Source organism: Streptomyces pinistramenti (genome assembly GCF_020564935.1).
Classification (GTDB): Bacteria; Actinomycetota; Actinomycetes; order Streptomycetales; family Streptomycetaceae; genus Streptomyces; species Streptomyces pinistramenti.
Map to the genome: position 1 here is coordinate 1 of NZ_JAJCXB010000010.1, position 20,357 is coordinate 20,357.

Here is a 20,357-nt window from a genome sequence, read left to right on the forward strand (position 1 = left end):
GTCGCCGCCCCGCCCCGGCGCGCGGGGCGGTACGCGGGCCCGCCGCTCCGGCGTGGGGGCGAAGTCCCCGGTCTCGGGGGTGCATTGGACGATTTCCGTGCCGAGCCGTTACCAAGGCGGGCCGCGTGCTCGGCGAGCAGATCGGCGAATACCTCGTTCAGCGGACCGACGAACACCCCGTTCGCTGGTGGCGGATGGCCACCGATCCGGTCCGCCGGGCCGGTGGCCATCCGCCACCGCACTCACACCGCGAGCGGCCGGCGGATTCCCGATGCTGGAGCGCCCCGCCATCTTCGTGGCCGATGGCACACCCAGCGAGTCGGCCGCGCACAGCATCGCCGCGGCCGGCTGGTCCTCGGGGCCGAGCTGAAACGGCGTCGGCTCGCGACAACGGCCACATCCGCCGGAGCAGGACCCGGCATCTCAGCATCGAGCTGCCGGGCCGCGCTGTGCAGGAGAGCTGCGGCGTCGGTGTCGTTGAAGGCGGACGCCAGGCGCGCATCGACGCGGTCGGGGAGCGCGGAGCACCCCGAGCCGCCGGAGATCGCCGTCACGCTCACCTTGGCCGGCAGCGGGAAACGGGAGTCGGCGCCGGGCAGTTGCGCCTGGTCGAGGAGACCGACCAGGCGGGCGGCGCGGGAGATCACGCCGGTGACGCTCCTGCTGAAGCCGGAGCGCCAGGGCCGAGATCGCTCCGGCCGCCCCGTACGGGCAGCCGACGCAGCTCGTACGGGGGCTCCACACCGTCGCGGCGTTCCGCCGGATCGCACGGCTCCAGCAGACGATTCAGCTGCTCCCGCAGCACGCCTCGCGCGGAGGCCCGTACAGGACCCGGTAAGGGACGAGGCCGGTCAAGCAACCCCGATTGCCGAGGTCCTACCCGGCCTTCCGGATGCGCCCCGGCGAAACGCTCGACGCGCTGATCTCACCATAAGGAACTCACCATAAGGAAGGGCGGGAAGAACGTAGTTGTGCGATACCCGGCTCTGCGCTGGGAAAATTCGCCCGTGACGTACCGTCGCAGAGAAATGCGAGGGCGAATCCCGGTGCAGGGCCGGGTACGACGACCGTTTATCAGTCAGCCGACGTCCGCCGACTGTGCTACTTGGGCTTCTTGAAGCCGAAGGTCGTGGCGTCCTTCTTCGTGTAGATGGTCCCGTCCGTGTCCTTGTTGAAGTGGCCGACCTTGGCGACGGTGGGAGCCGTGTAGCGCTCCGGCAGCTGCTTGTTCCTGGTCATGGCTTTCTCCCATGCAACTCGGTTGAGCCTGGAATGACGCTGAATCATGTAACCGGCTTCCCTCCGGGGTGTCTACGTGAGCGTGCCGGTTTCCGCCATCTCCGAGTCGGCCTTCTCCCGCACATGCGGATCAGCCAGAAAAAGGACGACCATTCATGTGTGCATCGAACATGCCGTGAAGTGGGCGCGAGTGCGGGCCCCACTGAGCAAAGTGCGGCATGTGGAGAGCGCCGTGGGCGGCGACCGGGAAAGTCTGTGCTACCGCGCCCCCTGGCCTGCAAATTCGCCCGAACGGGACGAGGAGGAAGAGGTTCGATGGATGTCCGGATGACGAATTTCATGGAATTTGAATTATTATCCACATGCGAGCCATTGCCGTGGATCCGTTGTAATTGGCCATCAAAAAACTGACCCCTCAACTCTCTTTCCGTCACAGCAGTGGGCGGCGCCAACCGCCTTTTCCGTCAAAGCAATGGCGCGATGTCAACTGTGCCCAGTTGCACGTCCTTTCTCCGGTGGTGCACGGTTCTGCGGCGGCCGTTGTGCGCAGGCCGAAGCGGTGATCGACCGGGATCGCCGCGCCGGTCGATCGCGTCGGCCAGCTCGGCGGCATGCCGGTCGCAGGGGGCACTCCCTGCGCCGTCGCCAGGCCGGATGCGGCGTTCGTTGCTCAGTACGGGGCAGAGCCGCATCCGGGCACCGTGCTCGTGCGGGGTGCAGGTGTCACTTCCTACGGGTGAGGTGCCGGCGGGGCAGCCGTCCGGTCGGTGGTGCCGGTGCGCGGGCAGGGGTGGACGCGATGCCGACGGCGCGGATGTCGCCTTGATACCTGATGGTGAGGCTGTGCAATTGCTGAACGACAACCTTGTGGTCTTTCCGGACTCCCCGGGCGGCGCGTGGGCTCACCGCCAATTCGGTGCCGAGGCGCCGCAGATGGTGCCCCATGCTTCCGGGCGGCCGTGGCTGGCCGGCTCGTGGGCACCGGAGGATCTGGTGGTGGCCGAGGCGGGCCGGGTACGGGTGGCGGTGTTCGGTTTGAGCGCGATCACGCCGGAACGTCTGGCCGCGTTGATCTCCCCGGTACGCGGCCTGCCGGACGTGGACAGGGTGGCCCGCCGGCTTCCCGGCAGTGCTCATGTGGTGGCATCGGTCCACGGCCAGGTCCGGTTCCAGGGCACCGTCACCGGAACCCGCTGCGTGTTCGCCGCCTGTGTGGACGAGGTGCCGGTCGCCGCCGACCGGGCCGACGTGCTGGCCCGCATGACCGGAGCGGAGCCGGATGAGGAGCTGCTCGCGGCGGGTGTGACGCACGGGATGTTCTTCGCGCCGCTGAGTGAGCGCAGTTGGTGGCGCGGGGTGCACCAGGTGGCTGCGGACTCCTATCTGGCGATCCCCGGCAACGGCGCGGCCCGCACGGTGCGTTGGTGGAACCCTCCGGAGCCGGATGTCCCCCTGGCCCAGGGTGCGGCCCAGGTGCGCGAGAGCCTGCGGGAGGCCGTGGCCCAGCGGCAAACCCACCAAGGCAGGCTGTCGGCGGACCTGTCGGGAGGCATGGATTCCACCTCGCTGTGCTTTCTCGCCGCTGAGCACCACCCCGACCTGCTGACCTTTCGCTGGAACGGCGGCAGTGCGATCAACGACGACCCCCGGTACGCCACCCAGGCCGAGCGTTCGCTGGCGCACGCCGAGCACCTGACCGTGCCGGAGACCGACGCACCGCCCGTGTTCGCCCCGCCGTACTCACTGCCGGACACGGAAGCCCCGCGGGCTCTTACCCGTGGGATGAATGCGATCCGCTCCGAGATCCGGCTGCTGGTCGAGCACGGCGCCACCCGGCACATGGCCGGGCACGGGGCCGATGAGCTGTTCACCGGCAGTGCCGCCTACCTGCACACGCTCTTCCGCCGCAGCCCGTTCGCCGCCCTGCGGCAACTGCGCGCCCACCGGGCCCTGTACCGCTGGCCGCTGGCGTCCAGCCTGTCCGGGCTGCTGCGCGGGGAAGACCTTGGTGCATGGTGGCGACGGTGCGCCGATGGCCTCGGACGTCCCGCGCCGCCGAGCCCGGCTCCCGCCCTGGACTGGGGGGTACAGGTCCCGGCGACTCCGTGGGCCACCGGGGACGCGGTGAAGACCACGCAGACGATCTTCTACGGTGTAGCGGATCAGGTCGCCCCGCTGGCACAGGACCGGGGGCAGCACGAGGCCCTCACGGCGCTGCGCAGCGCAGGGCCCGCGCTCCGGTTGCTCGGCCGCGAGTTCGCCGCCGAGGGGCTGCGCCTGGAGTTGCCTTACCTGGACGACCGGGTGGCCGAGGCCGCGCTGTCGATCGTTCCCCACGAGCGCTACACCCCCTGGCGGTACAAGCCGGTGCTGGCCACGGCGATGCGCGGTCTCGTGCCCGACGTGATCCTGGACCGGACCACCAAGGGCGACTGCGAGGAATCCGTCGACCGCGCCCTGCAGGAACACATTCCCGACCTGCTGGAGCTGTTCACGGACTCGCTGCTGGCGCGTCGCGGCCTGATCGACCCGGCCCGTCTGCGGACCACCTTGCTGACGCCGCCCCGGTCCGGAGACGTCTGGTCCGCCCAACTGGAAGCGACGCTCGGCGCCGAGCTGTGGCTGCGGGAGATCGCGGCCCGCACCACCACGTCGGCACCCGCCGGTCCTGCCCGCGACGACTCCCACCGCCTCCACCGAGTGCCCGACCCCGAGGAGAGGTCATGACCAGTCCGCCCTGCGCGCTGCCGCCCCGCACCCGGCTGCCCCTGCACCGGCGTCTGCTGCCGCTGACCGCCGTGGCCCTCGCCCTGCCGCTGGCCAAACTGCCACCCAGGTACCTGCGCGCCACACTTGAGGCGCTACGCCTCGGCGCCCGTCCGGGCACCGCCGCGCAGGCATCCGCGGCCCGCAGCGCAGTCGTCGCGGTCAGCCTGCACTGCGCCGTCCACAACTGCCTTCAGCGATCGGTCGCAGCAGCCCTGCTGTGCCGCTTCAAGGGAGTGTGGCCCACCTGGCAGACCGGCGTGCGCACGACGCCGTTCGCCGCCCACGCCTGGATCGAAGCCGACGGCCGGGTGATCGACGAGCCGTACCCCGACGGCTACTACCGGCCGCTGCTCACCGTCGCCCCCCGCCCGCCCAAGCGAGCGGCCCGATAGCCGCTCCCCCGCCCGGAGGACCACATGACGCTACGCCTGACCGCCCACACGGTCGCCACCGACACCGACGACGGCGCAGTGCTTCTGAGCCAGCGCACCGGGCACTACTGGCAGCTCAACCGGACCGGCGCCTACGCGCTGCAGCGCCTGCTGGCCGGATGCACCACGGATCAACTCGCCGAGGAGTTCGCGGCCCGGTTCGACATCGCGCCGACGCAGGCACGCGAGGACCTCACGGCGATGACCGAACAGCTCCAGGCATCCGGACTGGCGGAGGCCGGCTGACAACCGGCCCGGCCTACAGCGCCCCGCGCGGTGCCGGTCGTCCTGCCTCGAACCCGCTCGTCGTGACAGCCCGTGCGACGGGCCTGAAAAGGAGCCGCGCGCGCGATGCTTCGACAGCTGTGGATCCTGACCCAAGGGCAGCGGCGCCCCTTGGGGGCCGCCCTGCTCCTCACCTTGACCGCGGCCGCCGTGGGCGTCGCCCAGCCCCTGGCAGCCAAGGGGGTGATCGATGCACTCACCGCACACCGGCCGCTCCTGCTCCCCGTCGCCGTCCTTGTCCTGCTGTTGCTGGCCCAGGCGCTGATCGGTGCCTTCGCCGCCTTCCTCCTGGAGCGCACCGGCGAACGGTTCGTGCTGGGCATGCGCACCGGACTGGTCTCGCACCTGCTGCGGATCCAGATGCGGGCCTTCGACCACCTGCGCGTGGGCGACCTCATGGCACGCGCCTCGACGGACGTGGCCGTCCTGCGCGAGGCGCTGACGCACGTCTCGGTCCAGATCGCCACCAACCTGTGCGTCGCTCTGGGAAGCGTCGGCGCCATGTTCGTGATGGATCCGGTCCTGATGCTGCTCATCCTGGGCGTACTGCTCACCGCCAGCATCGTGATCAACGGGCTGGCGGCGAGGGTCGGCCGCGCGTCGATGACACTGCAGACCGCCGTCGGGGCGATCTCGGCCGGACTGGAACGAGTGCTGTCGGCGCTGCGCACCGTCCGCGCCAACCGCGCCGAACAACGGGAGATCGACCACCTCGCCGCACTGGCCCACCGCGCCTACGACGCCGCGGTGCACAGCGCACGGCTCACGGCGACGATCGCTCCCGCGGCCCAGATGGCCATCAACGCCGCCTTCGTCCTGATCCTCCTGGTCGGTGCGGCCCGTGTCGACCAAGGGGCGCTCTCGCTCGGCGCCCTCGTGGCGACACTGCTGTACGCCACCCAACTCACCGGACCCGTCACCGAGTTGATGGAGGGCATCGCCTCTGTCAACCGGGCCAAAGGCGCCATCGAGCGCATCCAAGAGGTGTACGCGCTCCCCACCGAAGACAGCACCACCCTCACACTCGGCCGCGGCACACCGGGGTGGCAGCCATCCCCGCGCCCGCCCGCGCCCGCAGCGCTGGAAATTCGTGATCTGCGGTTCGGGTACAGCCCCGATTCGCCGGTGCTCCGGGGGCTGTCGCTGACCGTCCCTCCCCACGCGCTGGTCGCCCTGGTCGGCCCGTCCGGAGCCGGCAAGTCGACCGTCCTCGCACTGATCAACCGGTTCTACGAGCCGTGGAGCGGCAGCATCCGCATCGACGGGCGGCCTGCCGCGGAACTCAGCCTCAAGGAGTGGCGCTCACACATCGGCTGGGTCGAACAGGACTGCCCGATCCTGCACGGCACCTTGCGCGACAACCTCTGCTACGCCGCCCCGGACACCACCGACGACAGGCTGTGGCAGGTCCTCGGCCTCGTCAACCTCACGCACAAGATCCACCACCTGCCCGCAGGGCTCAACACCGAAGTCGGTGAGCGCGGAGTGCGCCTGTCCAGTGGCGAACGCCAAAGAATCGCCATCGCCCGAGCGGTCCTGGCCCGCCCCCGGCTGCTGCTGATGGACGAACCCACCGCCCACCTCGATCCCGCCAACGAGGCCGCCCTGACGGTCAACATGCACGACCTGCGCCAGGAATGCGCCCTCCTGGTCATCGCCCACCGGATGTCCACCATCGAAGCGGCGGACACCGTCGTCATGCTCTCGAACGGCACGGCACACGCCACCGGAACGTACGCCGAACTCCTCCGCACCCACCGCGGATTCCAGCAACTCACCGGCCGCTCCCCCGGTATCAACGGAACACGTCGTCCCTAACCGTCAGACATACGCAGAGGCAGCCTGCACATGATCCACCGCGGTGCTGCCGACGCACCAGTTGCACCAAAAATTCTTGGTCTTGCTCACGGGGAGCATCAAGATTCGCAGCGCCTCACCGCGCGGGCGCGAAGATCCGCCGGTTGCGCCCACCGATGTGCGCGTTACCGTGAAGAGGTGACCTCCGACACAGTGCCGCAGGTCCTCGCAGGTGACGCCGCGATCGAGTCCGTCAGCGTCCTCGGCGAGGACTCCCGGCGGCAGATGTTCGCGTTCATCCGGCGTCAGGGCCGCCCCGTGACCCGGGACGAGGCCGCCGCCAGCGTGGGCATCTCGCGCAAGCTCGCCGCCTTCCACCTCGACAAGCTCGTGGACGCCGGCCTGCTGCGCGCCCGGTACGAATCACCCGGCGAGATCCGGAAGGCCGGCCGCCGGCCCAAGGTCTACGAACCGACCGACGGCCACATCCACGTCAGCATCCCCGACCGCCGCCACGAGCTGCTTGCCGACCTGCTGCTGGAGGCCGTCCTGACCGAGGACGACGGCGAATCCGCGACCCACGCCGCCGTACGCACAGCCGACCGGCGCGGACGGGAACTGGGCGAGAGGGAGCGGGAGCGGACACGTCCCGGCCGGCTCGGTGCGGAACGTGGACTGAGCGTCTGCGAGCGGATGCTCGGCCGGCACGGCTTCGAGCCCGTCCGCGAAACCCCCACCCAACTGCGGCTGCGCAACTGCCCGTTCCAGCCCCTGGCAGCCAAGGCTCCCGAGCTGGTGTGTCACATGAACCGCGCCTTCATCGCCGGATACCTGCAGGGCCTGGAGGTCAGCGGCGTGGAGGCGGTCCTCGCCCCGCGCCCCGGGGAATGCTGCGTCCGGCTGGGCCCCACAAGGAGTGATGCGCGACCCTCTTCACCACAGTGACGTCGTCGAGCTGCCGACCGAGGACGTCGCCGACGCCGCCACCGAGCGTGGCCGGCAGGACCAGGACCAAGGTCACGGCGCCGAGGTGGCCGTGGGCGACGCCCACGGGGACCGGCCCGGCGTTCTTGACCGGAGTATTCACATGCCTATCAACCGCACCACGCACCGACCTTCGGCTACGGCAGAATCGACAGCGCAGAACGCCGTCACGGCGACAACGTCCGCATCCGACTGGGGACTTCTGCTGATCAGGCTGTCATTCGGACTGCTGATGGCGGGGCACGGATCTCAGAAACTGTTCGGAATTTTCGGAGGCCAGGGGCTGACGGAAACCGGAAAGGGTTTCGCAGCCCTCGGCTACCAGCCCGGAAAGCTCTTCGCCCTGATCGGAGGTCTGTCCGAATTCCTCGGCGGCCTCGGCCTGGCCTTCGGGCTGCTCACGCCGCTCGCGGCCGCCGCCCTCATCGGCGTAATGATCAACGCCATGGCAACCGTCACCGGGGCCCACGGCCTCTGGGAGACAGACGGCGGAGTGGAGTACAACGTCTGCATCGCCGTGGTCGCCCTGGCCGTCGCCGCCATCGGACCCGGGAGGCTGGCCGTGGACCGGTTCTTCCGCTGGGGCACGGGCGGCTGGCCCGAGGCCGCTGTCGCCCTCGGCCTGGGCGGAATCGCCGCCGCGATCTCCCTGAGTCTCTGAACCTCCGTACCCACGCCCGCCACGGCACAGTTGACACCCGGCACGAGCGGGTGCGGGCTCCGAGGCCGGCAGATCGAGCGGTCGCGAGAGTGGGAGCCCCGCGATACCGGTAGGTGTAACACCCTGGCACCTTCCCGGTAGCGGACCGTTCCCGCAGGTCACAAAGGGTCTGACATGGCTACGTCCACCCTCACGCGGTCCACCGAGCAACCTTCGCTCCCCACAGAAAGTAGGAGGGGGAAACGGTCGAACTCACCGCACGGTGACAACGTCCCCCCTTCCACTACTTCCGAGAGCGGGATTACCGCACCCACCCAACGGGGGAACCTGGCGGTCTGAGTGCCCGCTCTCGGAAACCGGCGCTGCCCGTGCACCACGCACCCTCGCGTTACTCGGGGGTGGCCGCTGGGGTCGTGTGGCACCGCTGCGGGGTCGTACCGCCCATCAGTAACCCACTCCTGCGGGAGTGCGCCGAACGGGGTTGAAAGCCGTACGGCCCCCACGTTGTCCGTCCTCGCCGGCGAGGACGACGACCAGCCCGCCCAGCCCAACGGGGCGAGAGGCACGCGGCCTAGACCCGCGGTGTTCCCGGTTCGAGTCCGGGGGCGGGCACGCAACAACAACGAGCGCCAGGACAACGACCACCAGGGGGTGACCAGGCGCTGTATCGACTGCACCGAGCCCGCGACCCATCGGGGCCGCTGCACGACGCACCACGGGGCGTACGAGGGGCGGGCCAGTGTCCGCACCCGGCGTGCACGGGGCCGGCGACGGGCGGACCGGCGCGCTGCTGCTGCTCGGCTTCGGCGTCGCGTGGATGAGCGGGGGCACGGGTGGTGTGGCTGGTGCTTGGCCACGTTCGCCGCGTGGGCTGTGGACATAGACCACGTGCGGCCGTTGTCGCTCGGTGGTGAGGACGTGGACGGGAATGTTCAGGTGCTGTGCCGCGGGTGCCACGCGCTGAAGACGGCGACGGAGTTCACGAGTTGAAGCAGACCTATTTCGACCGCCTCTAATGCTGCTCAAGCTGGGCAGCTTGATTATAATTTCCGTTCTGATTGCTTTGGTTAGCCTGGTTAATCAAACCGAACTGGTAGGTAGTATTAGATTGCGTCGGCAGATCTGCTCCGCCACAGTGGTTGAGAGGGCTGCTGAGAGGGATTTGCCCGACCAGTCCGCTGATTCCTCCGGAACCGTGTGTGGTGGGTCCGGATGCGCCGCTGCTGTGCCCGTTGGCGCAGGTGTTGTCGTGCGACGGACTAGCGACAACGATGATTCCGCCTGCTGCTGCCGGTGCGGCGGTTGCGAGTCCGGTTGCAAGTACCGCAGCCGTGATCCCGAGAGTGGCGAGTGCCCTGTGTGTGGCCATGCTCAGATAACGACCGGCGGGCCACTGCGGTAACGATGTGTGCGAAGTAGGGGAAGTTAGACCCTCCCTGGGCCTACGGCCAGCCTTTCGCCCTCTTGGGGACTTTCTTTAGGGGTATCGGGGATTTCGAGCCCTTTTTGCAATGGGAGATCCGCGCCCCAGTTGTTCAGCGCAGTTGCTACAGGAACTGCTGCCAAGAGTCCGCCGGCGGTTCCTGTGCCGTACCTTGTTCCACCCGCGCTTTGCGCTGCGGTGCCAAGGTTGGCACAGGTGTTGTCGTGCGACGGGGATGCGATGACGATGATTCCGCCTGCTTGAGCGGGTGCTGCTGTTGCGAGTCCGCTTCCGATGGCTGCTGCGGCAACGGCTAGCGCTGTGACTGTCCTGCGAGCGGTCATGTCCTGCGAACGACAATCAGCGTGCTAGGTCACCCTGTTCCCCCTTGGGTATGGACCACGTGCGGCCGTTGTCCCGCGGCGGTGAGGACGTGGACGGGAACGTTCAGGTGTTGTGCCGGGAGTGCCACGGGCGGAAGACTGCAACGGAGTTCGGGGCTTCTGCCTCTCGCTGACACCGCCTCGCACGGACGCTGACCCGGTCCGTACGGCGCGGAAGGCGTGCGGTGTAGGTGCGCACGTTGCCGTAGTAGGCCCTGCGTTGTTCTGGGGCTGAACACGGCGGTAGAGACGGTTCGTTTCCGTCCGCCCCGCTATCGGTGTTGCCGGCCCGTACTGGCACCTCACCTGAACAACTAGGAGTGTTCCGCATTCAGGCGAGCTATCCCAGCAGGTTATCGAGTAGGCCGTTCTACCCAAGAAGTGCAAGGGACTTCAGAAGCACCCCCACTGTACCGCCGATGTACGCAAGCGCGCTCGCGACAGGAGTAACGGTTCCTTCGATTGCGTTCGATCCCAAAAGGATGTTCAGCACTAAATCCATTTCTCGCCCTTCGGGTGATTTCGCCACTGGTGATGCAGCGATTTATAGATGTCCACTTCTTAGGTCATTACGCACCCATCACTCGAAAGAGGGAACTGTCAGGGCTCACTCAGACCTGAAGATCACGAGGGGGATTACGCCCCGTCTCCGTCAGGAGGTGCCCCATGCCGCGTAAGCCCCGCCCCCGTGCTCGATCCCCGGGTGCCCCGAGTTGACCCGGGCCGGCGGTCACTGCCCCCAGCACGAGCGTGAGGCGAACCAAGACCGTGCATCACGTGGTGGCGCCGTCTACTCGACTCGGTGGCAGCGCATCCGGCGTGCGTACCTGTACGCGAACCCGTGGTGCGTGCTGTGCGGCGCCGGGGCGAACGTCGCCGACCATTTCCCTTTGAGCCGGCGTGAGTTGATCGCAAAGGGTGATCCGAACCCTGACGCTGCTGAGCAGCTTCGGCATTTGTGTGTCGCTTGCCATAACAAGGAAACGGCGAGGAATCAGCCCGGTGGCTTTGCTGCTGAAGCTGTTTCGCGTCGTGAATCGGGTGAGCGTCCGCCTTTTTGACCAGGGGGTAGCCCCCTCCCCTCCTCGCCGTTGAGCGGCAGGGAGGCAAAAGACTCGCATGGCTCATTAGGGCAATCCTGCGGCCCGCAATTCCTTACCAGAGCCGCCCCGAATACTTGACTGGCATTCCCTCAACATCAATTTCGGATAGCGTTTCCGAAATGACAGCGATAGAAATTCTTTCCGGTCCGGAGTTCGATTCTCCGCGCAGGACTACGGGCAGTCGAACCATACCCACATTAAAGATGTGTGCTATCGAGTATTGCGTGACGGTCGCCCGACTGTGGCAGGCCGAGCGCGAGTTGAGTCGTACCGGCCTGGTGGTCGAGACGGAGCGCGGGAACGTCAAGCCTCGCCCGAGAAGGCGCCGAGCGCGACATCGACGGCGGCGTGCAGGGCCAAAAGGCGTCACAACTGGTGTTACTGAGCGCCCAGTTGGCCAATTGAACGGGAAGGCGGCGCCCAGGATCAAGGGATCAACAAGATGAAGCTGTACCGGCCGGTGGCCGGCCAACCGGACGCCTGCCCGCAGCTGATTCCGGCGCTGCCCCGCCCGATCCGCTGGGAGCTCATCGCTCAGCAGTACCACCAGATGATCAAGTATGCGACCGCGATCGTCGCCCGGCGCGGCCTGCCCCCGCCGTTCCGGTCCTGTGTACGTCCGTACGGCTAGGTGGACCTCGGTATGGCGGCCCGCCTCGATCTCGCAGCGGCAACGGCGCCCGGCCCCCGCACCGCAGGCAGTCGGGCACCGGCTGAGGGCGTGTGGACCGTCAGCCCATCCGAGCGGTGAGCACCGGCCCAACCCCCGGCCCGCACCGGGCAATTGCGAGGCGACCGGCCGGTGACATCGGACGCTTTCCGCAGCACGCGCCGCAACCCTTCGCGCCGTTCATCCCACCCGGCCTCGGAATCACCGGCAGAGCAGCACTTCGGCACCGGGAGTCCGGCTCAGATCACGAGGTGGAGATCTTGTGGACGGTGGTGTCGTCGGGGTTCAGCTGTCGCCCATCCGCGGACAGCACTTCCAATGCGCGGAGGCGATGTCCCTGTCGGCGGTCGACCAGCTGTGAGTGTGGTTCGCCGGGGGCGAAGAAGTTCTGTTCGCCCCACTGCCGCAGCGCCACGATGACGGGGAAGAGCGCCTTGCCCTTCGGAGTCAGTACGTACTCGCGGTAGGCGCTGCCGTCCGAGGCGGGGACGGATTCGAGGACGCCGCCGGCGACGAGGGTGCGCAGGCGCGCGGTGAGGATGTTCTTCGCCACGCCGAGGCTTCGCTGGAACTCCCCGAAGCGCCGGCTTCCGTCGAAGGCGTCCCGCACGATCAGCAGGGACCACCAGTCGCCGATCGCGTCCACCGACCGGGCGACGGGACATTCACTGTCGTCGAAGCGCGTTCTGGTCACCATGACGCCTCCCTCACTTTCACATCGGTTGCAACATGCTACCAAAAAGGTTACCGTCACCGTCATTATTGGTAGCAAGATGAAACCAGATATGTGGAGGTGTGCTGATGCCCGGCAACCGTGAGGCTGTGACACGACGGACCGAGGCCCGAAGCGAGGAAGGTTCCGCGTTCGTCCTGTCCCGTGGCGTCGTCATACTGTTCGCCGTCGCCTGCGGGGCCGCGGTGGCCAACGTCTACTTCTCCCAGCCGCTCCTGGTGACCATGGGCCACGACCTCGCCATGAGCCCGGCACTTGTCGGCAGCGTGGTCACCCTCACGCAGGTCGGATACGGGCTTGGGCTCTTCTTCCTCGTGCCGCTGGGCGATGTGACCGACCGCAGGCGGCTCATCGTGGCCCAGTTGCTGCTCCTGGTGGTGGCGCTGGCCGTGGTGGCCGTCGCCCACACCGCAGCGATCCTGCTCGCGGGCATGGCCGCGACGGGGCTTCTCGCGGTCGTCACGCAGACGCTGGTGGCCTTCGCGGCATCTCTGGCCCCTCCCGCCGGGCGCGGACGGGTCGTCGGTCTGGTCACCAGCGGCGTGGTCATCGGAATCCTGCTCGCCCGCACCGCATCCGGCCTCATCGCCGATCTTGCGGGCTGGCGCGCCGTCTACCTCGCCTCGGCATCGCTCACCGCTCTGCTCGCCCTGGTCCTGTACCGCGTGCTGCCCCGCCACAGTGCCGCTCCGCCGACGGCCCTGCGCTACGGACAGCTCCTGCGCTCCACGATCACCCTGTTCGCACGGGAACCACTGCTGCGGCTCCGTGCCCTGTTCGGACTGCTGATCTTCGCCGCCTTCAGCACCCTGTGGAGCAGCATCGCGCTGCCGCTCAGCGACGCCCCGTACTTCATGTCCCACAGCGCGATCGGGGCGCTGGGGCTGATCGGTGTCGCCGGCGCCCTGGCCGCGACCATGGCGGGCCGCCTCAACGACCGTGGACTCTCCCGGCGGACCACCGGCATCGCCCTGGCACTGCTCGCCGCCTCGTGGCTGCCCTTGGCCTTCACTCGCAGCTCGCTCTGGGCCCTGGTCGTCGGGGTGATCCTTCTCGACCTCGCCGTGCAGGCGGTCCACGTCACCAACCAGACCCTGATCTACGCGCTGCACCCGGACGCGGGCAGCCGGCTGATCGGCGGATACATGATCTTCTACTCGATCGGCAGCGCCACCGGCGCCATCGCCGCGACCACCCTCTACACGGTGGCCGGCTGGGGCGCCGTATGCGCACTGGGTGCCGCGTTCAGCTGCCTCGGACTCGTGCTGTGGGCGTTCACTCGACACAGCACCCCGGCCCCCGCCGCCAAGGTGACCTCGCGCAGCGAAGCCTGAGCGTTCCCGCCGGACGTCGACTGACGGGCGCGCCGTGGGCGTCGTCCTCCGGCTCGGTCCGACCTCGGCTCGGGACTCGGATGTCTGTGTCCTCGGGGGACCGGGCTGTCGGCACACAATCCGCCGGCCCGGCTTCCTGGGTGGTGAAGTCGTACGCATCCCCCTCCCCCGGCACCCTGCGGGCCTCTCCAGGCGAGCCGTGCCGACGTGTCCGCTCATGCCGTGAAGGCAGCCGTTGTTGACGGTCCTGTCCGAACTCGGGGGCCTCCTGCCGAGTGCCGGCCTTCGTCGTTGTCAGCACCAGGTAGGTCGCCTCGGGGTCCTCGAAAGGGTTGGTCAGCCGTCATCGGCGCCCGGCCAGGTGGCCGGGGCCCGGCGGCCGGCGCCGCCCGCCGGAGCCCGTCGAAGAAATCGGGGCGACCAGCAGTTCCCTCTCCAAGTACAGCGCCCTCTCGACCGAGCGGCGCAGCGGCTGCGGGTCCGCGGTGCCGTCGTCCGGTGCGCGCCACGCATGGACCGCCGTGGGGAAGCAGCACATCAGCGCATGCCGACGCGCATCGCTCACGAACACGCGGCCGCCTGGGGCCAGCAGGTCCACCGCCGTCCGCAGCACCTCCGTCAGATACGGCGCGCGCGGGAACTACTGCACGACCGGGTTGAGGACCACCGTGTCGAAGTGGCCGACGGGCGGCCCGGCGAAGTCATCTGCCGTGCGGCAGTGCAGCTCGACCCGGCCGGCGAGCGCGGCGTCGGCGGCCATCTGCCCCCGCAGCAGGTCAATGGCCTGTGAGGAGAAGTCCGTCGCACAGTACGTCTCGCAGTGCGGCACGATCCGGGACAGCAGCAGCCCCGTGCCTACGTCGCGGGCGCAGCGTGGGGGTCCGGTCCACCGTGGCGTCCCTCCGTTCGTGCATCTGGTCCTCGGGGATCGCCTGCCCGTCGTCACTGCTGTTCCAGCCGCCCAAGTCGGCGGCCGGCTCCCGCCGGTCCTGCGCCGCGTACAGCGGCTCGTAGGTCTGCCGCCACTCCCCCACCTGCTCGTCGACGGCCGACTCCGGCACGGGGGTGCTGCTGTTGGCGGTGTCCGCGACAGGGACGACATAGCCGACGAGGCGCCGGTCGCCGGGACGGTCCTCGCGGGCGACAGCGACGGCCTGTGCCACGGCCGGGTGCGCGGCCGGCGCGGCCTGCACCTCGCCCAGTTCGATACGGAATCCGCCCACCTTGACCTGATCGTCGGCCCGGCCCACGAAGTCCAGGATGCCGTCGGCCCGCCGGCGCGCCAGGTCCCCGGTGCGGTACATCCGTTCGCCGGGCCCGCCTAACGGGCGGGCCACGAAGCATTCGGCGGTCAGCGCGGTTGGCCTCCGTGGCAGCGGGCCAGCCCGTCACCTGTGACGTAGAGCTCGCGGTGAAGGCGGCCATGGCGAAGCGGTTGCCGTCCTGAGCGGGGGTCACCGCGTGCAGCATGCTGAAGATGATCATGTCTCCGACCGCTGGCCTCCGGGTGGCGGACGTGGACCGGGGGCCCGATGCTGGACGGCTCCAGGCCCGCCACCTCCAGGATCGTCCGGGTCTCGGCCGCCGTGGGGTCGCGCCGCCACAACTGCAGGTCACCGCCCGTCTCGGCTGTCTGGAGGTAGACGTTGGCGACCAACTGCTCGACCAACCCGGCGATTTCGGGCGCGTCGTCTCCTGCTCGATTCGGTCGTCGTGCGGATAGAACTCCGAGGTCGTCGGCTGGAAGACCCGCAGCGCCCCCACGAAGCAGGCCCGGCCGCGCAGCCGCAGCGGATTGGCACCCGCGGGCCAGAACTCCGGTAACAGCAGCCGCACTTGGTCGATGGGCGAGGAATGAGGCGCGAACGGGGATCGGACACCCTGGATGGAGGGAAGAGCGGCACGGGACAGCGCTCGATCCCCAGGCAGTGTCGATATGCGGCACATATGCGCGCCCGACCGTGCTCGTGCACTTCTTGTGATGGTTCCCGAGCGCCCCGTGCTCTACGGCCTTGCGAGCCGCCTGGCGGGCGAGGTCCGATGGTCAGAACTCGCGGACGTGGATCGCGGCGATCTCCCTCTGGGCCAGGCTCACAAGGGTCTCGGGGGTCAGTTCGTCGGCCAAGTCTGCGCTTCGTCGGGCGATGGATTCGCGAGGGGGAAGTGCAGACATAAAGTGCTGCCCTCCACATGAGTTCGATCAACGCTCGGCGACAGCAGACGCTTGTTCAGCTCAGCCGCGGGAGAGGAAGAAGCGCACGCACCCGAGAGTCCTCGGGCACACTCGCACGTCGTCCCCTTATTGCTCGCCGGGCCCGGTGCGCACCGTACGCGAATTTCCGAAGTTAACCCATTCGGGCGAACGCAGCTCTTTTGAAACGCCCATGCACATACCGCAGCCCGACAGAAATGCCACTCGGGAAGCAATCAATAAACACTTCCCCAGACTGCACACCAGTCACATGAATTTTTCACATAATCCTTCTTGATTGAGCAAAGAAAAACCATTGCCAATCTGCCTGAATTCCACCTATGATGAGCCGCGGCCTTCATCTGCCGAAAGATCAAGAATTCACCCTCGGTGACGGCACGACGGTATCACGTGTCAGCGCATGGCCGAATTCTTGACACACACCCTCCATTTTCGTTCGGCATGACATTTGCGCCTCCATGTGAGTCTGCCATCTTGTTGCCGAAAAAATCCCCGAAAGGAACCGGAAAATGTCCCCGTTCCCTCCCTTCCTGGTCGGTATGGCCATGGTGCCCCTGGTCAAGCGGGCCGCGAAGCCCGTGGTGCGAGGCGCCGTGAAGACCTCCATGAGTCTGGCCTGGGAAGTGAAGAAGGCCGCGCGCGAAGCCGGCGAGGGAATCCAGGACATCGCCGCCGAAGTGACGGCTGAAATGATCAACGCCGAAATCGACGACGAAAAGGGAAGCGTCGGCACCAAGAGTACAAAGCCCCGGTCGGCCACCCACGTCCGGTCACGCATAAAACGACACCACTGCCCTGTCGCACCACTCTTCAGCATCTGCGAAATCTGCTGTCACAGGACATCCACGAAGTTGAGGACAGACGATTTCCCGAAATCGCCTTCTATGGCCGCCGCAGCAGGCCATAGTAAACTGCCCGCGAAAATCCGACCCCGGTCGATCATGGCAGGTCGGCAACGCTGGGATGTCGGAATTCTCTTGGGGCGTCCACGGGCCGCCGCATTACTCGCCGACCTGCTCTGCAAGACTCCGGAGATCACCGCCGTACAGGCAAGCCCGGTGACCGGAAGCGTTCTCATTTTCCACGACCCCGTGATCAGTCCGGGGGACGTGCATACGCATCTCCGGCAGGCGCTCGTGCGGATTCTCGACCTGCTGGGGGAAAAGGAAGGTCTCAGCAGCCCGCGGCGGCAGGCCGCGAGGCCGGTCGAAGAACGCCGAAGACGGATTCCCGACGACGGCCGGCGGCGGGCCAGGGGTGGCTCCGGCCGGGCACTGCTCCTCATCGGCGGCGCGGCGGCAGCTGTTGCTCTGGGTGGGGCGCGACTGCTGTACCGACCGTGGGTGAGCCTGGGTGCGGTCTTCGGAGCGACAGCCCTTCTCGTCCGCCGTGTCCGGCGGAGATCCAAGGCCCCGGGCAGGACCGGCGCTTCCCCGGCCGGAGTCTCCCCGTACCGGCGACGGGTCCTCGCCCTGATCGCCGAGCGGCACAAGGGCAAGCTCTTCCTGGCGTCCCTGCTGTCGGTGGCCGCCCAACTCACCGAGGTACTGGTCTACCTGCTCATCAGCTGGATGCTCGTGGTGCTCTTCCGGGGCGCGATGCCGGTGCTCTCCGGCCTCGGACTGGGCGGCGCCGACACGCAGTTATGGACCCTCGCCGGTGCGGCGGCCCTCCTGCGCGCCGCGGTGACAGCCCTGTCGTACGGCGCCTATGTCTCCTGGCGGACGCTGGGCGAGGAAGTGGCACACGAGTGGCGGTCCACGATCTACCCGCACGTACAGCAGCTGGAACTGGGCCGGCTGGAGAGCGGGCGGGCCACACGGATAGCCGGTGTGCTCACCGATGACATCAATCAGGTGGGCAGCTTCCTCGCCACCGGTCCGCACGAGGTGCTCCAACTGGTCACCTGTCTCCTCATCATGGTCCCGGCCTTTGTGCTCCTCGCACCACAGATCGCCTGGGCCGCCGTCCTGCCGGTCCCGCTCGTCGTATGGCTGTCCCTCCGCCATCGAAAACGCTCGGCAGCCGGATATGCGGCGTCCGCCGAGAGCAAGGCGCGACTGAACAGCCGGGTGGCCAACAACCTGGAGGCGAGCGCCACGGTCAAGAGCTTCTGCACCGAGGGCTACGAGGCCGCCCGGATCCGGGAGTTGAGCGACGACTACCGCCAGGGCAGCCATCGGACCGGCCGCACCGCCGCCCGGTACGCACAGAGCGTCCACGCATGCGCCGCCACGTCGTTCATGGGGACCATCCTCCTCGGTGGCAATGCGGTGCTGAGCGGCACGCTCTCCCTTGTGGTGTTCAACGCGCTGGTGGGCCTGCCGCAATACGTCGCCTGGAAACTGACCACGTTCGGCAGCACCCTTGAGCAGTACCAACGGGCCGTGGCCGCCGTCGACCGGGTCGAGCGACTTGGCGAACTGCCCGCGGAGTCGGACATCGACGACCGTCGGCTGAACACCCGTCGGATGAGCAGCGAAATGGCCCTCGACCGGGTCACCTTCTCCTACGCCGGGCGCCCGCCCACCGTCCGCGATCTGTCGCTGCGCACCCCACCCGGCCGGATCACCGGCATCGTGGGTGCCACCGGCGCCGGGAAGAGCACCGTCGCCAAGCTCCTGATGCGTTTCCAGGACCCCAGTCCGGACGCGTCCTGCTCGACCAGCGGGACATCCGGGATCTGAGCCTCGAAGACCTGCACAGCGCCATCGGATTCGTCGCTCAGGACACCTTCCTCTTCGACGGCACGATGCGCGACGACATCAGCTACGGAAGTTTCGACGCCGGCCATGACGCGGTCGTCCGGTCCGCGCGAATGGCCGCGACGGACGAATTCATCGAAACGCTCCCCGCGCAGCACGACACGCTGGTCGGGAAACGCGGAGCCAGACTCTCCGGCGGCCAGAAACAGCGGATCGCATGGGCCCGCACTTTCCTCAAGGACCCACCGATCCTGATTCTCGACGAGGCGACCTCAGCCCTGGACAACGAGACCGAAGCGGCCGTTCAGCGCACCCTGCACGGATTCGCCAAGGGCCGCACTCCGGTCGTCATCGCCCATCGCCTCTCCACCATCCGCCATGCGGACCGGATGTACGTAATGGACAGGAACGGCTCCCTGGCCGAAGAGAGCACCCACCACACCCTGCTCGAACGCGACGGACTGTACGCGTCCCAACGCCGATCGCAGACCGGCGCGACCCACCACAGGGCCGTCGCCCTCACCGCCATCGCGCTGACCTGCAACACCGCGGGAGGCAAGGGGCGGTGGCATCCTCAACGGCTCACACGGCTCGCTGAGCTCCACCGGCAGCGCGGTCAGGAACCACACCACGAATACCGTGTCCCGTGCGGGCGGTGGGGCGTTCGTACGCGTCCTCCACAGGCCGAACCGCGCAGACAGATCCCGCCTCGGAATGCCCGCACGACACCGGAAGAGGATCCCGTTGATCACGCTGCGGTGATCACGCCAACGGCCATCACATCGCCTGGCCTGGGCAGTTGCCGTTCCAGCCGTGCCCATTCCTCATTCGTCGGATCACCCCGCCCCCCATCACTGGCCCCCTGGCTGGTGTTCTGCGCCCCGTCCGCCCCCTCAGTCGGCCCGCACCCAGGCGTACAGGTGCTCGGGCCGCCCGGTGTCGCCGTACTTGAGGGTCAGCCGGATACGGCCGGTGCGTTCGAGGTGTTTGAGGTAGCGCTGGGCGGTGGAGCGGCTGACACCGGCGCGCTCGGCGACCTCGTGGGCGGAGAGCGGGGGCCCGGCCTCGTCCAGGATGCGGCGGATCAGGTCGACGGTCGCCGCCGAGTGGCCCTTGGGCAGTTCGGAGTGCGGGGACTCGGGGGCCCGGAGGGCGGCGAAGATCCGGTCCACCTGCTCCTGCCCGGCCTCGCCGCGTCCGCTCACGCCCTCGACGGTACGGCGCAGCGCGGCATAGCCGTCCAGCTTGGCGCGCAGCCCCGCGAACCCGAACGGCTTGACCAGGTATTGCAGCGCGCCGTACCGCATCGCGGCCTGGACGGTGGCCACGTCGCGGGCGGCCGTCACCATGATCACGTCGGTGTGGTGGCCGAGCTGCCGCAACCGCCGCACCAGGGTCAGGCCCGTCTCGTCCGGCAAGTAGTGGTCGAGCAGCACCAGATCGGCCGGGGTGCGCTCCAACGTGGCCAGCGCCTGGGCCGCCGTATGGGCCCGGCCGACGACACGGAAGCCGGGCACCTGGGACACATACGCGGCGTTGATCTCCGCAACGCGGAAGTCGTCGTCCACGACAAGGACATCGATCACGGTGACTCTCCTGTGGTCGTGAGCTGACGAATGGCTGGGGCG

The 20,357-nt window shown here is 68.2% G+C and carries 14 protein-coding genes and 3 pseudogenes; 11 read left to right on the forward strand and 6 right to left on the reverse strand.

Annotated elements, in window-relative coordinates; all coding sequences use genetic code 11:
• Positions 1–1,101 precede the first annotated feature (1,101 nt).
• Positions 1,102–1,239 carry a hypothetical protein gene (locus tag LIU39_RS09735; protein ID WP_227046229.1) on the reverse strand — a complete coding sequence of 46 codons (138 nt, stop codon included), beginning with the start codon at positions 1,237–1,239 and terminating at the stop codon, positions 1,102–1,104.
• A gap of 933 nt (positions 1,240–2,172) precedes the next feature.
• On the opposite strand from LIU39_RS09735, the gene LIU39_RS09740 reads away from it, so the two are divergent.
• From LIU39_RS09740 to LIU39_RS09780, 9 genes are all read left to right on the forward strand, one after another.
• A complete protein-coding gene (locus tag LIU39_RS09740; RefSeq protein WP_227046230.1) occupies positions 2,173–3,966 on the forward strand; it encodes an asparagine synthase-related protein in 1,794 nt (597 codons plus the stop codon).
• Positions 3,963–4,400 carry a lasso peptide biosynthesis B2 protein gene (locus LIU39_RS09745; RefSeq protein WP_227046231.1) on the forward strand — a complete coding sequence of 146 codons (438 nt, stop codon included), beginning with the start codon at positions 3,963–3,965 and terminating at the stop codon, positions 4,398–4,400. The genes LIU39_RS09740 and LIU39_RS09745 overlap by 4 nt, the downstream gene beginning before the upstream one ends.
• 24 nt (positions 4,401–4,424) lie before the next feature.
• A complete protein-coding gene (locus tag LIU39_RS09750) occupies positions 4,425–4,685 on the forward strand; it encodes a lasso peptide biosynthesis PqqD family chaperone (RefSeq protein ID WP_227046232.1) in 261 nt (86 codons plus the stop codon).
• A gap of 105 nt (positions 4,686–4,790) precedes the next feature.
• Positions 4,791–6,542, forward strand: a complete 1,752-nt coding sequence (locus LIU39_RS09755) for an ABC transporter ATP-binding protein (protein ID WP_227046233.1) — start codon at positions 4,791–4,793, stop codon at positions 6,540–6,542.
• Between the two features lie 177 nt (positions 6,543–6,719).
• Positions 6,720–7,466: a helix-turn-helix transcriptional regulator gene (locus tag LIU39_RS09760; RefSeq protein WP_227046234.1), complete on the forward strand. Its 747-nt coding sequence runs from the start codon at positions 6,720–6,722 to the stop codon at positions 7,464–7,466.
• A gap of 142 nt (positions 7,467–7,608) precedes the next feature.
• Positions 7,609–8,166 carry a DoxX family protein gene (locus tag LIU39_RS09765; protein ID WP_227046367.1) on the forward strand — a complete coding sequence of 186 codons (558 nt, stop codon included), beginning with the start codon at positions 7,609–7,611 and terminating at the stop codon, positions 8,164–8,166.
• A gap of 813 nt (positions 8,167–8,979) precedes the next feature.
• The gene (locus LIU39_RS09770) at positions 8,980–9,156 is read left to right on the forward strand and encodes an HNH endonuclease (RefSeq protein WP_227046235.1); all 177 of its coding nucleotides are present in this window, start codon (positions 8,980–8,982) and stop codon (positions 9,154–9,156) included.
• Between the two features lie 758 nt (positions 9,157–9,914).
• Positions 9,915–10,106 carry an HNH endonuclease gene (locus LIU39_RS09775; protein ID WP_227046368.1) on the forward strand — a complete coding sequence of 64 codons (192 nt, stop codon included), beginning with the start codon at positions 9,915–9,917 and terminating at the stop codon, positions 10,104–10,106.
• A gap of 1,411 nt (positions 10,107–11,517) precedes the next feature.
• Complete coding sequence (locus LIU39_RS09780; RefSeq protein WP_227046236.1) at positions 11,518–11,706, forward strand: Tn3 family transposase; 189 nt, start codon at positions 11,518–11,520, stop codon at positions 11,704–11,706.
• Between the two features lie 283 nt (positions 11,707–11,989).
• On the opposite strand, the gene LIU39_RS09785 is transcribed toward LIU39_RS09780, so the two are convergent.
• Positions 11,990–12,442: a winged helix-turn-helix transcriptional regulator gene (locus LIU39_RS09785; protein ID WP_227046237.1), complete on the reverse strand. Its 453-nt coding sequence runs from the start codon at positions 12,440–12,442 to the stop codon at positions 11,990–11,992.
• A 104-nt stretch (positions 12,443–12,546) separates the two neighbouring features.
• On the opposite strand from LIU39_RS09785, the gene LIU39_RS09790 reads away from it, so the two are divergent.
• Positions 12,547–13,812 (forward strand): MFS transporter, encoded by a 1,266-nt coding sequence (locus LIU39_RS09790; protein WP_227046238.1) that lies wholly within the window; start codon positions 12,547–12,549, stop codon positions 13,810–13,812.
• A 343-nt stretch (positions 13,813–14,155) separates the two neighbouring features.
• Here the strand turns inward: LIU39_RS09790 and LIU39_RS09795 are convergent, their stop codons facing one another.
• Positions 14,156–14,377, reverse strand: coding sequence for a hypothetical protein (locus tag LIU39_RS09795; RefSeq protein ID WP_227046239.1), 222 nt, complete (start codon positions 14,375–14,377; stop codon positions 14,156–14,158).
• A 427-nt stretch (positions 14,378–14,804) separates the two neighbouring features.
• Positions 14,805–15,220: pseudogene (locus LIU39_RS35750) on the reverse strand (hypothetical protein); the annotation flags it as partial.
• A 1,349-nt stretch (positions 15,221–16,569) separates the two neighbouring features.
• Here LIU39_RS35750 and LIU39_RS09805 point away from each other — a divergent pair.
• Positions 16,570–18,944: pseudogene (locus tag LIU39_RS09805) on the forward strand (ABC transporter transmembrane domain-containing protein); the annotation flags it as partial.
• A 456-nt stretch (positions 18,945–19,400) separates the two neighbouring features.
• Here the strand turns inward: LIU39_RS09805 and LIU39_RS09810 are convergent.
• A pseudogene (locus LIU39_RS09810) lies at positions 19,401–19,540 on the reverse strand (transposase); the annotation flags it as partial.
• A gap of 82 nt (positions 19,541–19,622) precedes the next feature.
• Positions 19,623–20,315 (reverse strand): response regulator, encoded by a 693-nt coding sequence (locus LIU39_RS09815; protein WP_227046240.1) that lies wholly within the window; start codon positions 20,313–20,315, stop codon positions 19,623–19,625.
• Between the last annotated feature and the right edge of the window lie 42 nt (positions 20,316–20,357).

Bases quoted from the DNA above. Each gene is read 5' to 3' on its own strand.
- LIU39_RS09735 (WP_227046229.1), bottom strand. From the start codon at position 1,239: ATGACCAGGAACAAGCAGCTGCCGGAGCGCTACACGGCTCCCACCGTC.
- LIU39_RS09740 (WP_227046230.1), top strand. From the start codon at position 2,173: ATGGTGCCCCATGCTTCCGGGCGGCCGTGGCTGGCCGGCTCGTGGGCA.
- LIU39_RS09745 (WP_227046231.1), top strand. From the start codon at position 3,963: ATGACCAGTCCGCCCTGCGCGCTGCCGCCCCGCACCCGGCTGCCCCTG.
- LIU39_RS09750 (WP_227046232.1), top strand. From the start codon at position 4,425: ATGACGCTACGCCTGACCGCCCACACGGTCGCCACCGACACCGACGAC.
- LIU39_RS09755 (WP_227046233.1), top strand. From the start codon at position 4,791: ATGCTTCGACAGCTGTGGATCCTGACCCAAGGGCAGCGGCGCCCCTTG.
- LIU39_RS09765 (WP_227046367.1), top strand. From the start codon at position 7,609: ATGCCTATCAACCGCACCACGCACCGACCTTCGGCTACGGCAGAATCG.
- LIU39_RS09780 (WP_227046236.1), top strand. From the start codon at position 11,518: ATGAAGCTGTACCGGCCGGTGGCCGGCCAACCGGACGCCTGCCCGCAG.
- LIU39_RS09785 (WP_227046237.1), bottom strand. From the start codon at position 12,442: ATGGTGACCAGAACGCGCTTCGACGACAGTGAATGTCCCGTCGCCCGG.
- LIU39_RS09790 (WP_227046238.1), top strand. From the start codon at position 12,547: ATGCCCGGCAACCGTGAGGCTGTGACACGACGGACCGAGGCCCGAAGC.